Raw genomic sequence first — 16,175 nt, 5'->3', positions numbered from 1 at the left:
GCACCGTGCCCGGGTCCTGCTGTGCTGCGGACAATCCCTGCCCGCGGACGTCAAGACCGTATACGTGGGGGACTCGGCAGCAACCGTCCCGGTTCCCTGCCGGATCCCGGCAAGGAACCGGGCGGCGGATCGCCGCCTTCGGCCGGTGGCACCGGCACCGGCAGCGGGGCCGGCACCGGGGCCGGGGCCAGGACTCAGGAGGTCACCTTGGTGAGGAAGGCGGCGAGGTTGTCCCTGGTGCGCCGGATCTTCTCCTCGACGGTGAGGGACTCGCGGAACCGTACGGCGAGGCCGGTGTCCTTCTTGCCGCGTACGTAGAGCGAGCAGGAGAGGTCACCGCATATGTAGGTGCCCACCGAGTTGCCCTGCTGCCCGGCCTTGCCGGCTTTCGGAGCGACCATCAGGGCGACGCCGCCGGTGTGGTCGGTCAGGCACAGCGAGCACATGCTGCGCCGCGTCTGCCAGGAAGCGGGGGCGGGGCAGCGCAGCGCGAGGGCGCGGGGGCGGTCGGCGAGTTCGGTGACGAGGTAGGCGCGGTCGGCGGCCTGGGGGTCGCGCCAGCCGAGGTAGTCCAGGTCGTCCCAGGGGCGGTCGGCCAGGTCACGGGGTACCGAGAGGCGCTTCGCCTCGCCTTTTGTGCAGTTCACGAAGGCGGCACGGATCTCTCGCTCAGTCAGCGGCTTCATAACAGCGAGGCTAATTTGCCTAAAACCTTTAGGCAAATGCATAATCGATACGGTGGAAGAGGGGATGACTATGGTGCGTGCCGGAGTAACCACGGAGCGGCTGACCCGGGCCGGAGCCGAACTGGCCGACGAGGTCGGCTTCGAGCAGGTGACCGTCTCGGAGCTCGCCAGACGGTTCGAGGTGAAGGTCGCGAGCCTGTACTCGCACGTCAAGAACTCGCAGGACCTCAAGACCAAGATCTCCCTGCTCGCCCTGGAGGAGCTCGCCGACCGGGCCGCCGAAGCCCTGGCCGGACGGTCCGGCAAGGAGGCGCTGACCGCGTTCGCGAACGTCTACCGCGACTACGCCCGGGAGCATCCCGGCCGCTACGCCGCCGCCCAGGCCAGGCTCGACCCCGAGACCGCCGCGGCCAGCGCCGGAGTCCGGCACGCCCGGATGACCAGGGCGCTGCTGCGCGGCTACGACCTGAGCGAGCCGGACCAGACGCACGCGGTCCGGATGCTGGGCAGTGTCTTCCACGGCTACGTCAGCCTGGAGATGGGCGGCGGGTTCAGCCACAGCGCCCCCGACACGCAGCAGACCTGGGACCGGGTGCTGGACGCCCTCGACGCCCTGCTGCGGAACTGGCCCGCACCCCCCGATCCGGCCCCCACCCCCTGAGGGCTCCACCGCCGACGCCGTGCCGCCGACATGCGCCGCCGAGCGCGGACACGTGCGGCCGACACGCGATGCCGACATCTTCCGAGACGACAGGTTGAGGCCGATGAACGCCGAGAACCACATGCTCACCACCCCCCTCACAGCCGACCTGCTGCGCGGTGCCCTCGATCTGGAGCGCACCGAACGCGGTCTGCTGCCGCACCGGCTGCCCGCTCGGGCCCGTGCGCAGTGCGACGACGGGCAGCTGGCCATGGCCGAGTCCCAGCCCTCCGGCGTACGGGTGGTCTTCCGTACCCGGGCCACCGTCGTCGAACTGGACACGCTGCCCACCAAGCGGGTCTACGTGGGCGTGCCGCCCCGGCCGGACGGCGTGTACGACCTGCTCGTGGACGGCCGCCTGGTCGACCAGGGCGGGGTGCGAGGCGGCGACACCCTGACCCTCGACATGGTCACCGGGGACGCCCGGACCGAGCCCGGCCCGGTCGGCACCCTCCGCTTCGACGGGCTGCCCGGCCGGGAGAAGGATGTCGAGATCTGGCTGCCGCACAACGAGACCACCCAACTGGTCGCCCTGCGTACCGACGCCCCCGTCGAACCCGTCGTGGACCAGGGGCGCAAGGTGTGGCTGCACCACGGCAGTTCGATCAGCCACGGCTCCGACGCCGCGAGCCCCACCACCACCTGGCCCGCGCTCGCCGCCTCGCTCGGTGGCGTGGAGCTGATCAACCTGGGGCTGGGTGGCAGCGCCCTGCTCGATCCGTTCACCGCCCGGGCGATGCGGGACACCCCGGCGGACCTGATCAGCGTCAAGATCGGCATCAACCTGGTCAACGCCGATCTGATGCGGCTGCGTGCCTTCGCCCCGGCCGTCCACGGCTTTCTGGACACCGTTCGGGAAGGCCACCCGACCACGCCGCTGCTGGTCGTCTCGCCCGTGCTGTGTCCGATCCACGAGGACACACCCGGGCCGAGCGCACCGGACCTCGAGGAGCTGGCCGCCGGGCGACTGCTGTTCCGGGCCACGGGCGATCCGGCGGAGCGTGCGAGCGGGAAGCTGACGCTGGGGGTCGTCCGCCGGGAGCTGTCCCGCCTGGTGCGACAGCGGGCGGTCGACGACCCGCATCTGTACCACCTCGACGGCCGGGACCTCTACGGCGAGGCCGACGCAGCCGAGCTCCCGCTCCCCGACCAGCTGCACCCGGACGCCGCCACCCACCGCCGCATCGGCACCCGCTTCGCCGAACTGGTCTTCGGCAGCGGCGGGCCCTTCGCGGCCGAGGGCGCGTGACGACGCCCGTGCCGCTGCCGCTGTCTGCGGTGACGAAAAGGGGGCAGAGGTAGCAGAATTGTAGTATCTGGACATACTCCATGAGGAGTGGTCGTCATGACGACCAGCACCACGCAGAAGTGGCACCTCAAGGGCGCATGGTTCGATGCCTGCAAGTGCGCGGTGCCCTGCCCCTGCTCGTTCGCCCAACCACCGACGTACGGCGACTGCGACGGCATCCTGCTGTGGCAGATCCGCGAGGGCAATTACGGGGACACCCGGCTGGACGGTCTGAACGTGGCGATGCTCGGCTCGTTCACCGGCAACCCCTGGGCAGGTGAGCACAAGGACGCCTACGCGGCTTTCTTCATCGACGACCGTGCGGACGACACGCAGCGCACCGCACTCCAGGCGATCTTCGCCGGCGAGGCGGGCGGCTGGCCCGCCCAGTTCGGCGCGATGCTCTCCCCCGAGATGCGGGGGCTGGAGACCGCGTCGATCGAGGCGTCCGTCGACGACGACCTCGGTACCTGGCGGATGCGCATCCCCGGCAAGGCCGAAGCCGTCGTCGAAGCGCTGACCGGACCCACGACCCAGGAGGGGGAGCGGGTGCAGGTGCACCATCTGCCCGGTTCCGAGACCGGACCCGGTCAGGGGCCCGCGACCTGGGGCAAGGCCTCCACCGACCGGGCCGACGCCTACGGCTTCCAGTGGGACCGCTCCGGGCGTTCGAGCAAGCTCATCCCCTTCGACTGGTACGGTCCGGACGCCGCATGACCACCGCAGGCGCGCACTCCCGAGCGGGCCCGCGGCAGCAGGAGCGGGGCATCCCCTCGCCCCGTACCTGGACACGGCTGGAGTTCCTGCTCGCGGGGCTGCTGCTGGCGCTCGCGGCGGCGGCCTGGCTGCTGACCGGCGCGCTGGCCATGCCGGAGATGAGCTCCGGCATCCTCACCGGCATGCAGCCGATGGGGGACGGGGCCGGGGCCGTCGTGCCCCCGGCGGCCTTCGGATTCTTCCTGCTCACCTGGGTGGTGATGATGGCGGCGATGATGCTGCCCGCCATCACCCCCTTCATGGTCGGAATGCGACGGCTGCTCGGCGCCCGCGCCACCACCGGCACCCTGGCCGCGCTGACCGCCGGCTATCTGGCCGTATGGGGCGGCGCGGGGCTTCTCGGCTACGCCGTCGTCCGCGCCTTCGAGACCACCGCCATGGGCGGGGGCCCGGTGGCCGCACGGGTGGGTGCGGTGGTCCTTCTCGTCGCGGGCGGCTATCAGTTCACGCCCCTCAAACGCTGGTGCCTGGTGCGCTGCCGGTCCCCGCTGGCCCTGGTGATGCGGTACGCCGAACCGACGGCCGACAGCCGCTTCGGCGCCTTCACGGTGGGCGTACGGCACGGCGGATACTGCCTCGGCTGCTGCTGGGCGCTGATGGCGGTGCTGCTGGCCGCGGGTGTGATGAGCCTGCTGTGGATGGCGGCCGTCGCCGCGGTCATCACCGTGGAGAAGACCGTGCCCCGCCCCGAACTCACCGGCCGCGTGCTGGGCGCTCTTCTCGTCGGGCTCGGCGTGACCCTCCTGGTGTCCCCGGGGCTGGTCCCGACGATGGCGTGACCGCGCGCGAAGCGGCCGGGCAGAGCGCGCGCGGCGGGTATCCCCCCACACAGGCGGACCCGCCGACTGTGTGGGAGCTGCACATGGCCGGGCCCTGAAGCGAGCCCTAGCGTGCGGACGTGCTGTGTCGGCATCGAGGGCGGGAGGGCCCGGCGTGGCGGGGAGACGGACGGTGGCGGTCGGGCTGGCGGCGGTCGGCGTGGTGGCGGCCACCATGGCTCCCGCCCCACACGGTTCGGCGGCGGCCGACGGCGGGAGGGCGTGTGCACGGTTGCGGGGGCTGGAGATCCCCCGGGAGGTGATCGGTCTGCCGACCCGCGGCGGCGCGGTCACCTCGGCGCAGCAGGTGGCCCCCGCCGCTTCCGGGGCGACCGGCGGGTACTGCAGGGTGGAAGCGAGGCTGCGCCCGATGGACGCCGCGGCCCCGTCCATCCGGCTGCGCGTCGCGCTGCCCGACCGCTGGAACCGCAAGGCGATGATGTTCGGTGGGGGCGGCTACGACGGCACGATCCCGGATGTCACCGGGCAGGTGCCGTTCGCGCTCGCGGACATGCCGACCCCGCTGGAGCGCGGCTACGCGGTCTTCGCGAGCGACTCCGGGCACCAGGCGCCGCCCGACCACCGGCCCACCCCCTCGCTGGACGGCTCGTTCGGCACCAACGACGAGGCGCTGCGGAACTTCGCCGGTGACGCCCTGAAGAAGACGCGGGACGCGGCGCTGTTCGTACTGGGCGAGCAGTACCCCGGGCAGCGGCCGCGGCACAGCTTCTTCGCGGGCGGGTCGAGCGGCGGGCGGGAGGCGCTGGCCGTCGCGCAGCGCTGGCCCCGCGATTTCGACGGGGTGCTCGCCGCCTACCCGGCGTGGAACGCGGCGAGTCTGAATCTGTTCTTCGGCCACGCGGCCCGGGTGCTCTCGCGTCCGGGCGCGTTCCCGGGCCCGGCGAAGCAGCGGCTGCTGCACCGGGCGGTGCTGGACGCCTGCGACGGGGACGACGGACTGCGGGACGGGGTGGTCTCGCACGAGGCGGGCTGCCGCTTCGATCCCCGTACGCTGCGCTGCCCCGGCGGCGCCGACCGCGGCGACCACTGCCTGTCCGACCGGCAGTCGAGCGCCGTACGGGCGCTGTCGTCACCGCTGCGCTGGAAGTACCGGCCGGCGAGCGGGGAGCGCGGATATCCAGGATTCCCGTTCCTCTCCGGCGCCGATATGGCCACCCCGCTGCTGGGCATGGGCACCGAGGCCCCCGCGCACCCCATGCCCCTCGACAGCGGCTACGGCGCCCAGTTCTGGGAGCAGTGGGTGCGGTATTTCGTCACCCGGGACGCCGACTACCCCGCCTTGACCCTCGACCCGCTGCGTCCGGGCCGCTGGCAGCGGCGGGTGAGCCGGCTGTCGGCCCTGCAGGACGTCAACGATCCGGACCTGCGGCCGTTCGCGCGGGCGGGAGGCAAGCTGCTGCTGCTCCACGGGACGGCGGACGAGCTGGTCAGCCACCGTTCGACCGTCCAGTACTTCCAGCGGGTGCGGAAGGTGGTGGGGGAGCGGGCCACGGACCGGTTCGCCCGGTTCTATCTCGTGCCAGGGGCCAACCACGCCAACGTCGAGACGGCGTTCGCGGCCGGCTGGGACGCGGTGGCCGCGCTGGAGGAGTGGACCGAGCGCGGGAGGGCGCCGCGCGGGCCGGTCGTCACCGACACCGATCCGGGTGCCGGGGGCAGGACCCGACCGCTGTGCGCCTATCCCGGATGGCCTCGGTACGACGGCTCCGGGGACCCGGACGACGCGGACGCTTTCAGCTGCCGCACCGGAGCCTCCGGCTGACCGCGGCCGCCGGCTGAGCCGTGCGGCTGGTCGGGCGGAGCCGCTCGCTCGGCCCTGAATGTCTGTTTTGCGCTACTGTGATCGTATGAAGACCATACGAGGGGTCTTTCGTCTCGCCTCAGTACTCGCGACGGTGGTGGCGGCGCTGCTGCTGGTGGTCGCGACCGCTTCCGGGCCGCGTGCGGCGGTCGGTGGCATCGACGACGCCGCCGACGCGCTGCGGGACGGCCCCGTCTATGTCGACCCCCGGGCCCGCGACGTACTGCCGCCCTCCGCGGCCGAGTCGCTGGAGGACAGGATCGAACGGGCCGACAAGCCCGTCCTGGTCGCCGTCCTGCCCGCCGACGGCGACTTCGACCGGCAGACGCTGCTGCGGGACCTGCGGACCGAGACCGGCATCACCGGTGTCTACGCGGTCGCGCTCGGGGACCGCTTCGACGCGGGCGCCGACCGCCAGGTCATGCCGCGCAACGCGGTGCAGAACGTGGTCGGCGCGGTGGAACGCGCCCACCCGGGCGATCCGCGCGCGATGGTCACCGACTTCGCCGACCAGGCGATCGAGCAGGCGGACGGAGTGGCTCCGGCGGCCTGGGACGGAGGCGGCGCGGGCGAGGACGGCGGCCGTACCGGCGGCGGCACCGGCGCGATCCTCACCCTGGGCATCCTCTTCCTGCTCGCCGCGGGCAGCGCCTTCCTGGTCAGCAGGGGCGGGCGCAGACGACGGCAGCGGCAGGACCGGGCCGGACTGGAGAAGCTGCGTCCGGTGGTGGACGAGGACATCACCGCGTTCGGTGAGGAACTGGGACGGATCGGCTTCGACCCCGTCGCGGCCCGCGCCACGGGTGTCGGCCCGGCCGACACCGCACCGGCCGGTTCTACGGCTGACGCCTCGGCCGGTGAGGCGGCCGGACAGAACGCCGACGCGGCGCGCGAGGACTACGCGCGCGCCCTCGACGCGTACGAGGACGCCAAGTCGACCATGGCGTCCGCCCGCCGCCCGCAGGACGTACAGCGGGTGAGCGAGGCGCTGGCGGACGGCCGCTTCGCCCTCGCCACCCTGGAGGCGCGACTGCGGGGTGAGCCGCTGCCCGAGCGCCGTCCGCCCTGCTTCTTCGACCCCCGGCACGGGCCCTCGGTCGAGGACGTGGAGTGGGCCCCGCCGGGCGGCACACGGCGGACGGTGCCGGTGTGCGCTGCCGACGCCACCCGGCTGGCCGACGGCGAGGACCCGTCGGTCCGCGAGGTCGGCACCCCGCAAGGTCCGCGGCCGTACTGGGAGGCCGGTCCGGTGTACGCCCCGTGGGCCGCCGGGTACTTCGGCGGGGCCCTGCTGCCCGGCCTGCTGATGGGCACCATGCTGGGCAGCGCGCTCGGCGGCCCGAACGCGTGGGGCGCGGACGGCGGCGACTTCTCCGGCGGTGACTTCTCCGGAGGCGACTTCGGCGGCGGCTTCGGGGACGGCGGTGGCGGCTTCGGTGGCGGTGACTTCGGCGGCGGCGGCTTCTGACCGCCCCGGGCCCGGTGGCGTGGCGGGCCCGAACCGCCGGTTCCCGGCCCGCCGGCGGCCGACCTTCACCGAGTGTTCACCCCAACGGATCACCAAGGCGGCCGAGCGGAAAGAAGAGGGTTTCACCTGCCACGTCTCCGGATACGAGCATCAGTGCGCGGGTACGAGCTCGCCCTGCGTAGGCGCCGGTGGGTTGGGGAAACAGCCCCCGGTGCCGTTTTTGTTCGGAAACGCGGAAATGGGGCGGGGTTGCTGGCGCAGGGGCAGTGGGTTCAGTCTCGGAAGTGCCCGGAGAGCGAGAGCTTCGAGGTAGAGGTTTCTCGCGATGAAGGACCGTCCGAGCACTGGGAGACGAGGATGAGTGCCGCAACCGGCTTTGTGCGTACCTCTGTTGCCACGGAGTGTCCGCGGCGCAGAGCTGTGCCGCCGGCCGAAGCGGCGGCTTCGCCCACGGAGACGGGGACCCGGGCCACGGAGCACGCGCGTGTCGACGCGGTGGGAACCGAGGGCTCGGCGGAGTCCGAGGACCCGGTGGAATCCGCGGAATCGGCCGACGCCGAACGGGAGCAGTTGGCCGCGCGGGTCGAGGAGTTGAGCGCGGAGGTCGGGCAGCTGCGGCAGGCCCTGGAGACCCGCCCGGTCATCGACCAGGCCCGGGGCATGGTGATGGCCCTGGCGCCGTGCGACGCGGACACCGCCTGGCAGGTCCTGGTGCGGGTCTCCCAGCACTCCAACGTCAAGCTGCGGAGCGTGGCCGCCGCGCTGGTGGCCGGCGCCGAGGGGACCCCGGTCCCCAAGCCGGTGCGCAAGAACCTGGCCGCTGCCCTGCACGGAGTGCGGACCACGCGCGGCTGACGCGGGGCGGCTGCTCGGCTATTCGGCCGCGTCCGCGTAGTCGTGGTGCCGCTCCGGTGCCTGCGCCCCGCCCTGCTGCGGGGGCCGCGGGGCCTGCTGTCCGGTCTGCTGCGGTGGCTGTTGCGCAACTTGCTGTCCGGTCTGCTGCAGGGCCTGCGGCCTGCCGTGCTGCTGCTGGGGGGCCTGCGGCCTGCCCTGCTGGAGGCCGGGCTGTGCGGGACGGGACCCGGGCGCCTGCGGGGGCCGGAACTGCTCGGGGGCCGGGCCGGGCGCCGGAGGCTCGGCGGACTCCGGTCTTCCGGTACTGGGGTGGCGGTGGTGCACGGGGGAGAAGTCCACCGCCTGCTCGGCCTCCTGCTGAAGCTCCTCGGCGGCCTGGCGTACATCGCCGGGCACGTCGCCGTGCTCCTCGATCAGGCTGTTGTAGATGGGCGGACCGGTGCCGTTGTCGATCGGCATGAGGCAGCTCTCCTGGTGAGGGTTCGGACATACAACCGGCCACCCGCGTGGTGCCTGCGGGCGGCCAGACGCCGACCTTACGCCCTCCGCACGCGGCGCCCCCGGGTGGGTCTGCCGCCCCCGGTACCCCGATCCAGGAATCGCAATCCAGCGGTTGCAAGACGGGCTGTTTGCCGTGGCGCTGAGTGGTTACGCACACCGGTACGTGTGGCGACGTCGCCGCGCGGAGGCACCGGCAGGTTGGAAGAACAGCCGCCGGTGCCGCCTCTTTCGTGGCCGTTTCACGAGACGCGGCGGTCCCACCCGATCGGGGGGTTTACCAACTCCCGACTCGGTTACACAAGAGACCACGTGCTTGGGAGGACAGGCACATCCGCGGGAGGCGACCCGAGAAGGTCACCCCGGGTGTGTCACCCGATCCGCTCTCCCGCGGTTGTCCACGTGTCAGCGACACCGGGAGGAGCCAGATCCCATGTGCCCCGTACGGTACCGGCCCCAGCGAGCCCGCCACAGCCACGATGACGCTCCCGACACCGCGCAGGACTTCGCACGGCTGGCCACGCTGCCGGAGGGGCCCGAGCGCGAGGAGCTGAGCAGTCGCCTGGTCGAGGCGTGGCTGCCGATGGCTCACCGGCTGGCGGCCAAGTACCGCAACCGCGGCGAGTCCCTGGAGGACCTGGAGCAGGTCGCCGCACTCGGTCTGGTCAAGGCCGTCGACCGCTACGACCCCGCCCTGGGCACCCCGTTCGTGCCGTTCGCGGTACCGACGATCACGGGGGAGATCCGCCGCCACTTCCGCGACCACACCTGGGACGTGCACGTACCGCGCCGGGTGCAGGAGCTGCGCAACAAGGTGCGGGCGGCGGTGCGGGACCTGAGCACCACGGTCGAGGACCGCGGGCCCTCCGTGGAGCAGATCGCCGAACACACCGGTATGCCTCAGGAGGATGTGGCGGCCGGGCTGGAAGCCCTCGGCAGTTTCCGCTCGCTGTCGCTGGACGCCTCGTTGTCGGCCGGCTCCGACGACGGCTTCTCGCTGGCGGACACGTTCGGCGAGCCGGAGGCCGAGTACGACACCGTGGTGGCCCGCGAGGCGGTCAAGCCGTGCCTGCGCGAGCTGCCCGAGCGTCAGCGGCGTGTGCTGTATCTGCGGTTCTTCCGGGACATGTCGCAGTCGAGCATCGGCCAGGAGCTGGGCATCTCCCAGATGCATGTCTCCCGGCTGCTGTCCAAGAGCTTCGAGCGGGTCCGCCGTCAGGTCGAGCACGAGCGCCGGGGCGTACGCCGGTCCCCGAGCGAGCGCCCGGGGCACGCCCACGGCACCGTGCGCACCGCGCACCGGCACGCGGCCGTGCCCGGCGGAGCGGCAGCCGCCTGAACGCCTCGCCGTCCTCGCTCCGCCCGCCCCGGTCGGGCCGTCATGGCCGTACCGGGGCGGGGATGACGGGAGGAGCCGCGGGCACGGAGGGGCGAGACCGACGGCACCGACGGCTCAGTGCGCTGTCGTCATGTGCAGGGCCTCGGTCACCTCGTCGTCGCTGATCTGCGGGAAGTCTTCGTACCAGAGGCCGACGGCCTCGAAGACGGCAGGCTGGTGCAGACACACCACCGTGTCCGCCTCATGGCCGAGCGCCGTGACCGCCTGCGGCGAGCCCACCGGGGCCGCCAGCACCAGGCGGGCGGGCCGCTGCCGACGGAGGTGCCGCAGCGCGGCGCGGGCCGTGACCCCGGTGGCCAGCCCGTCGTCCACGACGATGACGGCGCGGCCCTCGATCCGCGGCTCCGGGCGGTTGCCGCGGTAGAGGCTCTGGCGGCGGTGCATCTCGGTCCGCTCGTGGGCGACCGTCGAGGAGAGCCGGTCCTCGGTGAGACCGAGCATCTCCAGCGCAGTCGCGTCGTAGACCGGCGGGTCCTCCCCGGCGATGGCTCCGACGCCGTACTCCGGCCGGCCCGGCAGACCGATCTTGCGGGCGACGAGCACGTCCAGCGGCGCGTGCAGCGCGCGCGCCACCTCGGCCGCGACGGGGACGCCGCCCCGGGGCAGCGCCAGGACCAGCGGGACCGGCAGGTCTTCCGTGCGCTGCATCTCGCTGAGGGCCGCGGCGAGTTCGCGGCCTGCCTGGATGCGGTCTGCGAAACGCATCAGGGGCTCCCTTCTGCGGTCTTCTGCCATGCGAGGTGTTCCGGTTCGTTCCCAGTCCTCATTCGGCCCTCATTCGCCGTCCGTGGTGGGCGGGAGCGCGAACCACTTGGCCGCCTCTCGCGCGGCCTCCTCCAACGTGCCCGGTTCCTCGAACAAGTGGGTGGCGCCCGGGACGACATGGATCCGGTGCGGGGCGCGCAGCCGGTCGGCGGCGGCCTCGTTCAGCCGCAGCACTTGGTGGTCGTTGCCGCCGACGATCAGCAGCACGGACGCCAGCACCTGGGGGAGGGCATCACCCGCCAGGTCGGGTCGGCCGCCGCGGGAGACCACCGCGTACACGGTGCCCGGGCGTTGGGCCGCGGCCGTCAGGGCTGCCGCCGCCCCGGTGGAAGCCCCGAACAGCCCCACCGGAAGCCCCGATGTGCCCCGGTGCCGGGTCAACTCGTCGACGGCCGCCACCAGCCGGCGCCCCAGCAGCGGGATGTCGAACCGGTGCTCCGCCGTCGCCGCGTCGATCTCCTCCTCGTCCTCGGTCAGCAGATCCAGCAGCAGGGTGGCAAGCCCCTCCTCGCGCAGCGCCGCGGCGACAGCGCGGTTACGGGGACTGAACCGGGAGCTGCCGCTGCCGTGCGCGAACAGCACGGCGCCGGTCACCCGGTCGGGCATCTGGAGGTCACCGATCAGGACCGCTCCGTCATCGGCCCTCACGTGCACGGTTTCCATGGTTGCCGTGGCCATGCGTTCTCACTTCCCCTCACGCCTCGCCACCCGGGTGCCCATGGCCGCGGCGGCCCAACCAGCTCAGGGCTGTCCCCGTGCGTGGGGTGCCCGAGGCCGTGCCCGGGACCCGCCTCCCCCACCTTGAGCTGGGGTTTCGCTCATATTGCTCGCGGATGACGCTCTTGTGACGGGTGTGTCGCGCTGCTTACGGTCGGGCGACCGCAGGGCACCGGAGCCCCGATCGCAGGGCCGCCGTGTGCTCCGTCACCGGGCACCGGGACTCCGCCGCGAGGCGACGGAGGTCCGGGCGGGTCCCCCGTCGCGTCGCGGCGGGCGAGAGATTGGGTATCCATGCTGACGATCCTCGGCTTTGTCATGATCGCTACCTTCCTGGTGCTGATCATGACCAAGAAGATGTCCCCCATAGCCGCGCTCGTGCTGATCCCCGCGCTGTTCTGCGTCCTGGTCGGCCAGGGCGCCCACCTGGGGAAGTACGTGCTCGACGGCGTCGGCGACCTCGCGCCCACGGCCGCCATGCTGATGTTCGCCATCATCTACTTCGGCATCATGATCGACGTCGGGCTCTTCGACCCGATCGTGCGGGGCATCCTGCGCTTCTGCAGGGCGGACCCGCTGCGGATCGTGGTGGGTACGGCGGTGCTCGCCGCGATCGTCTCGCTGGACGGGGACGGTTCGACGACGTTCATGATCACGGTCTCCGCGATGCTGCCCCTCTACCGGCGGCTGGGGATGAGCGTGGTCGTACTGACGGGCGTCGCCGCCACGGCCAACGGTGTGATGAACACCCTGCCCTGGGGCGGGCCGACCGCGCGGGCCGCGACCGCGCTGCACCTGGACGCGGGCGACATCTTCGTCCCGATGATCCCCGCGCTCGCCGTCGGCCTGCTCTGCGTCCTGGTCCTCTCCTACGCCCTCGGCCTGCGGGAGCGGCGCCGCCTGGGCACGCTGACCTTCGAAGGGGCGGACGACCGCGAGCCGCAGCCCGAGCCGACGGACGAAACCGAAACCGCGCTGGTCGGCGCGGGCGCGGGGGCCGCGGCAGCGGGAACAGGACGACTCTCGCTCCGTAAGAGCGGCGGTCGCGCCGACAGCCGGCCCACGCCGGCAGCCGGCGGCGGCGCCCCGGGCCTCTCCACCCCCTCGCAAGGGGCTTCCAGCTCCGACTCCGCCTCCGGAGCCGAATCCGCGGTCCTCGACCCGGACCGCGCGACCCTCCGCCCCAAGCTGTACTGGTTCAACGCGGCCCTCACTGTCGCCCTCCTGGTCCTGCTGATCACCCAGCTCCTCCCCATTCCGGTGCTGTTCCTGCTGGGTGCAGCCATCGCACTGACCGTGAACTTCCGCGACATGGCCGATCAGAAGGCCCGGATCGCGGCACACTCCGAGAATGTGCTCAACGTGGCGGGCATGGTCTTCGCCGCCGCCGTCTTCACCGGCGTACTGACCGGCACGGGCATGGTGGACGAGATGGCCCGCACCGTGGTGAACGCGATCCCCGACGCGCTCGGGCCGCACATGGCGGTGGTCACCGGGATCCTCAGCATCCCGTTCACCTATCTGATGTCCAACGACGGCTTCTACTTCGGTATCGTCCCGATCCTCTCCGAGGCCGGGGCCGCGCACGGGGTCAGCTCGCTGGAGATCGCCCGCGCCTCGCTGGTCGGCCAGCCGCTGCACATGTCGAGCCCGCTGGTCCCCGCCGTCTACGTACTGGTCGGGATGGCCAAGGTGGAGTTCGGCGAGCACACCAGGTTCACGATCAAGTGGGCGGTGCTGACCTCGCTGGTGGTGCTCGGTGCCGGGCTGCTCTTCGGGATCGTGTAACCGCAGATCCTGGACAGCCGAGGGCGGCGGTCCTCTACTCTTCCTGGCAGGAGCCAACCGGAACGGACGATTCCAGACAGTTTCCCCACAGCCCTGAGGACCGGGCCGGACGAGAGGAGGCGGGGCCATGCGCGTAGGGCGGCCCCGCCGCGTCTCCTCCCATGTACTGGCGGCCCAGCTCGCGCTCGTCATCGGGGTGACGGCGCTGGTCAGCGGCCTGTTCCTGGCGCCGCTCAGCGACCAGCTCGACCGTCAGGCCATGCGGCGCGCTCTCGCCATCGCCCAGACCACGGCCGCCCGGCCGGAACTGGCGGCACAGCTGACGGCAGCGGCCCACGCCGCCGACCGCCCCACCGCCCGCGGTCCGCTGCAGACCGAGGCGGAACGCATCCGCCGCGCCACCGGCGCCGAGTACGTCGTGATCATGGACGAGCGCGGAATCCGCTGGTCCCACCCCTCGCCCTCGGCCCTGGGACACCACGTCTCCACCGACCCCGGTGAGGTGCTGGCCGGGCACGACGTCACCCAGATCGACGAAGGCACCCTCGGCCGCTCCGCACGCGGCAAGGTCCCGCTGCGGGACCCCGACGGGCGCGTCGTCGGCGCGGTCTCCGTCGGCATCGACTACGCCAACGTCCGTGAGGGCCTGCTGGCGCTCGTGCCCAAGCTGCTGATGTACGCGGGTGGCGCACTGGCCGCCGGCGCGCTGGCCGCCTACCTCCTCGCCCGGCGGCTGCGGCGCCGCACCCACGCGCTGGCCTTCTCCGACATCTCCGCACTGCTCGCCGAGCGCGAGGCCATGCTGCACGGCCTCGCCGAGGGCGTCGTGGCGCTGGACTCGGGCGGCAGAGTACGGCTCGTCAACGACGAGGCCCAGCGGCTCCTCGGCCTCGGCCCCGAAGCCCTCGGCCGCCCGGTGACCGAGGCACTCGGCCCGGGCCGTACGGCGGACGTGCTCACGGGCCGGGTGACCGGCCGCGACCTGGTGACCGTGCGCGGCACCCGCGTCCTGGTCGCCAACCGCATGCCCACGGCGGACGGCGGCGCCGTCGCAACCCTGCGCGACCGCACCGAACTCGAACGCCTCGGCCGCGAACTGGAGGGCACCCGCGGCCTGCTGGACGCGCTGCGCGCCCAGGACCACGAGCACGCCAACCGGCTGCACACCCTGCTCGGACTGCTGGAACTGGGCCTCTACGAGGAGGCCGCGCAGTTCGTCACGGACGCGCTGGGCGTGCACCGCGCGACCGCCGAGGAAGTCACCGAACGGGTGCACGACCCGCTGGTGTCGGCGCTGCTGGTCGGCAAGTCGGCGGTGGCCGCCGAACGCGGCGTCGCGCTCCGTCTCGCCCCCCACTCCCTCCTCCCCGACCGCCTCGTCGACCCCGGCGGCCTGGTCACCGTCGTCGGCAACCTGGTCGACAACGCGCTGGACGCGGCGGCGGGCAGCGCGGACCCCGCGGTCGAGGTGGAACTGCGCGGCCAGGACGACCGCACGGTCGTCCTCGCCGTACGCGACACCGGGCCCGGCGTCCCGCCCGAGCACCGGGAGCTGGTGTTCGAAGAAGGCTGGTCCACCAAGGCCGCCGGCCCGGCGGCGGACGGCCCGGACGAGGCCGGCCCGGCACACCGAGGTCTCGGCCTCGCCCTGATACGGCGCTTCGCACAGCGCGCCGGCGGCGAGGTCCGGGTCGGCACCTCCCCGGAAGGCGGCGCCGAGTTCCGCGTCGTCCTGCCGGAGGCTCTGGTCTCCGACACCGGCCAACGAGCCACCGAACCCGCGCGGACGGGAGCACGGGCATGATCGAAGTGCTCGTCGTGGACGACGACCCCAACGTGGCACGCATCAACGCCGCGTACGTGGCGAAGGTCGACGGCTTCCACGTCGCCGGAACCGCCCACAGCGCAGCCGAAGCCCTGCTCTTCCTCCGGGAACATCCCGTCGATCTGGTGCTGCTCGACCACTATCTGCCCGACGAATCCGGCCTCGCTCTGCTGCGCCGGCTGCACGCCCTCGGCATGGAGACGGAAGTCATCATGGTGACCGCGGCCCGGGACACTGCCACCGTACGCGCGGCCCAACGGCACGGCGCCCTGCAGTACGTGGTGAAGCCGTTCACCTTCGCCCATCTGCGCGGCAAGCTCGACAGCTACGCCGCCCTCCGCCACGAGCTGTCCACGGCGCCCCGCTCCGGCGCCACCCAGGAAACGGTTGACCGCGTCTTCGGCTCCCCGACGCCGCCCGGCGGCACGGAGACCCTGCCCAAGGGGCACTCCGTGCTGACCGCCGACCTGGTCGGAGAAGTCCTGCGCGGCGCGGCCGCCCCGCTGTCGGCGCAGGAGGTCGCCGATCGGGCGGGGCTCAGTCGGCAGACCGCACAGCGCTACCTGAAGTTGCTGGAGGGGGCCGGGTTGGTGCGGCGGCGCCTCAAGCACGGTGAGACGGGGCGCCCCGTGCACCTCTACCACTGGCCCCGCCCCCCAAACTGAGGGCTCCAGCCCTCGTACCCACCTGCTTGTGGGGGCACGCCCCCTGGGTTCTTCGGCTGTCGCCGAGGGGTCGTGTGGGGGGGGGGGGGGGGGGGGGGGGGGGG

15 protein-coding genes are annotated in these 16,175 nt (G+C 72.8%); 11 read left to right on the top strand and 4 right to left on the bottom strand.

Annotation, left to right across the window (positions count from 1 at the left end; genetic code table 11):
- Nucleotides 1-194 precede the first annotated feature (194 nt).
- A complete protein-coding gene (locus tag KBY19_RS14160; protein WP_210965886.1) occupies nt 195-686 on the bottom strand; it encodes an FBP domain-containing protein in 492 nt (163 codons plus the stop codon).
- 70 nt (nt 687-756) lie between these two features.
- Between KBY19_RS14160 and KBY19_RS14155 the strand changes: the two genes are divergently transcribed.
- The 7 genes from KBY19_RS14155 (at nt 757) to KBY19_RS14125 (ending at nt 8,414) form a co-directional block, all read left to right on the top strand.
- The gene (locus KBY19_RS14155; protein WP_099883268.1) at nt 757-1,347 is read left to right on the top strand and encodes a TetR/AcrR family transcriptional regulator; all 591 of its coding nucleotides are present in this window, start codon (nt 757-759) and stop codon (nt 1,345-1,347) included.
- A 103-nt stretch (nt 1,348-1,450) separates the two neighbouring features.
- On the top strand, nt 1,451-2,635 hold the full coding sequence (locus tag KBY19_RS14150) for a GDSL-type esterase/lipase family protein (RefSeq protein ID WP_099883269.1): 1,185 nt from the start codon (nt 1,451-1,453) through the stop codon (nt 2,633-2,635).
- 96 nt (nt 2,636-2,731) lie between these two features.
- Nucleotides 2,732-3,391 carry a DUF1326 domain-containing protein gene (locus tag KBY19_RS14145; protein ID WP_099883270.1) on the top strand — a complete coding sequence of 220 codons (660 nt, stop codon included), beginning with the start codon at nt 2,732-2,734 and terminating at the stop codon, nt 3,389-3,391.
- A complete protein-coding gene (locus KBY19_RS14140) occupies nt 3,388-4,230 on the top strand; it encodes a DUF2182 domain-containing protein (protein ID WP_210957412.1) in 843 nt (280 codons plus the stop codon). Before KBY19_RS14145 ends, KBY19_RS14140 begins: the two co-directional genes overlap by 4 nt.
- A gap of 154 nt (nt 4,231-4,384) precedes the next feature.
- A complete protein-coding gene (locus KBY19_RS14135; RefSeq protein WP_307843511.1) occupies nt 4,385-6,052 on the top strand; it encodes a tannase/feruloyl esterase family alpha/beta hydrolase in 1,668 nt (555 codons plus the stop codon).
- Nucleotides 6,053-6,137: 85 nt separating this feature from the next.
- A complete protein-coding gene (locus tag KBY19_RS14130; RefSeq protein WP_099883272.1) occupies nt 6,138-7,559 on the top strand; it encodes a hypothetical protein in 1,422 nt (473 codons plus the stop codon).
- Between the two features lie 357 nt (nt 7,560-7,916).
- On the top strand, nt 7,917-8,414 hold the full coding sequence (locus KBY19_RS14125; protein ID WP_185017796.1) for an ANTAR domain-containing protein: 498 nt from the start codon (nt 7,917-7,919) through the stop codon (nt 8,412-8,414).
- Between the two features lie 18 nt (nt 8,415-8,432).
- Here KBY19_RS14125 and KBY19_RS14120 read toward each other — a convergent pair whose 3' ends face one another.
- A complete protein-coding gene (locus tag KBY19_RS14120) occupies nt 8,433-8,873 on the bottom strand; it encodes a hypothetical protein (protein ID WP_185017797.1) in 441 nt (146 codons plus the stop codon).
- A 472-nt stretch (nt 8,874-9,345) separates the two neighbouring features.
- Between KBY19_RS14120 and KBY19_RS14115 the strand changes: the two genes are divergently transcribed.
- Nucleotides 9,346-10,251 carry a SigB/SigF/SigG family RNA polymerase sigma factor gene (locus KBY19_RS14115; RefSeq protein ID WP_210957414.1) on the top strand — a complete coding sequence of 302 codons (906 nt, stop codon included), beginning with the start codon at nt 9,346-9,348 and terminating at the stop codon, nt 10,249-10,251.
- Between the two features lie 114 nt (nt 10,252-10,365).
- Here the strand turns inward: KBY19_RS14115 and KBY19_RS14110 are convergent, their stop codons facing one another.
- On the bottom strand, nt 10,366-11,016 hold the full coding sequence (locus KBY19_RS14110; protein ID WP_210965885.1) for a phosphoribosyltransferase: 651 nt from the start codon (nt 11,014-11,016) through the stop codon (nt 10,366-10,368).
- Nucleotides 11,017-11,085: 69 nt separating this feature from the next.
- Nucleotides 11,086-11,754, bottom strand: coding sequence for a dienelactone hydrolase family protein (locus KBY19_RS14105; RefSeq protein ID WP_180289723.1), 669 nt, complete (start codon nt 11,752-11,754; stop codon nt 11,086-11,088).
- Nucleotides 11,755-12,087: 333 nt separating this feature from the next.
- Between KBY19_RS14105 and KBY19_RS14100 the strand changes: the two genes are divergently transcribed.
- The 3 genes from KBY19_RS14100 (at nt 12,088) to KBY19_RS14090 (ending at nt 16,071) form a co-directional block, all read left to right on the top strand.
- A complete protein-coding gene (locus KBY19_RS14100; RefSeq protein WP_099883277.1) occupies nt 12,088-13,581 on the top strand; it encodes a CitMHS family transporter in 1,494 nt (497 codons plus the stop codon).
- Between the two features lie 127 nt (nt 13,582-13,708).
- Entirely contained in the window at nt 13,709-15,385 is a 1,677-nt protein-coding gene (locus tag KBY19_RS14095) for a sensor histidine kinase (protein WP_099883278.1), read from the top strand.
- Nucleotides 15,382-16,071, top strand: coding sequence for a response regulator (locus KBY19_RS14090; protein WP_099883279.1), 690 nt, complete (start codon nt 15,382-15,384; stop codon nt 16,069-16,071). The genes KBY19_RS14095 and KBY19_RS14090 overlap by 4 nt, the downstream gene beginning before the upstream one ends.
- Nucleotides 16,072-16,175: the final 104 nt, after the last annotated feature.

This window comes from Streptomyces sp. B15, from assembly GCF_018070605.1.
Classification (GTDB): Bacteria; Actinomycetota; Actinomycetes; order Streptomycetales; family Streptomycetaceae; genus Streptomyces; species Streptomyces smyrnaeus.
Note: the sequence above shows the minus strand (reverse complement) of the source record. Positions and strands in the feature narration are given on the sequence as shown.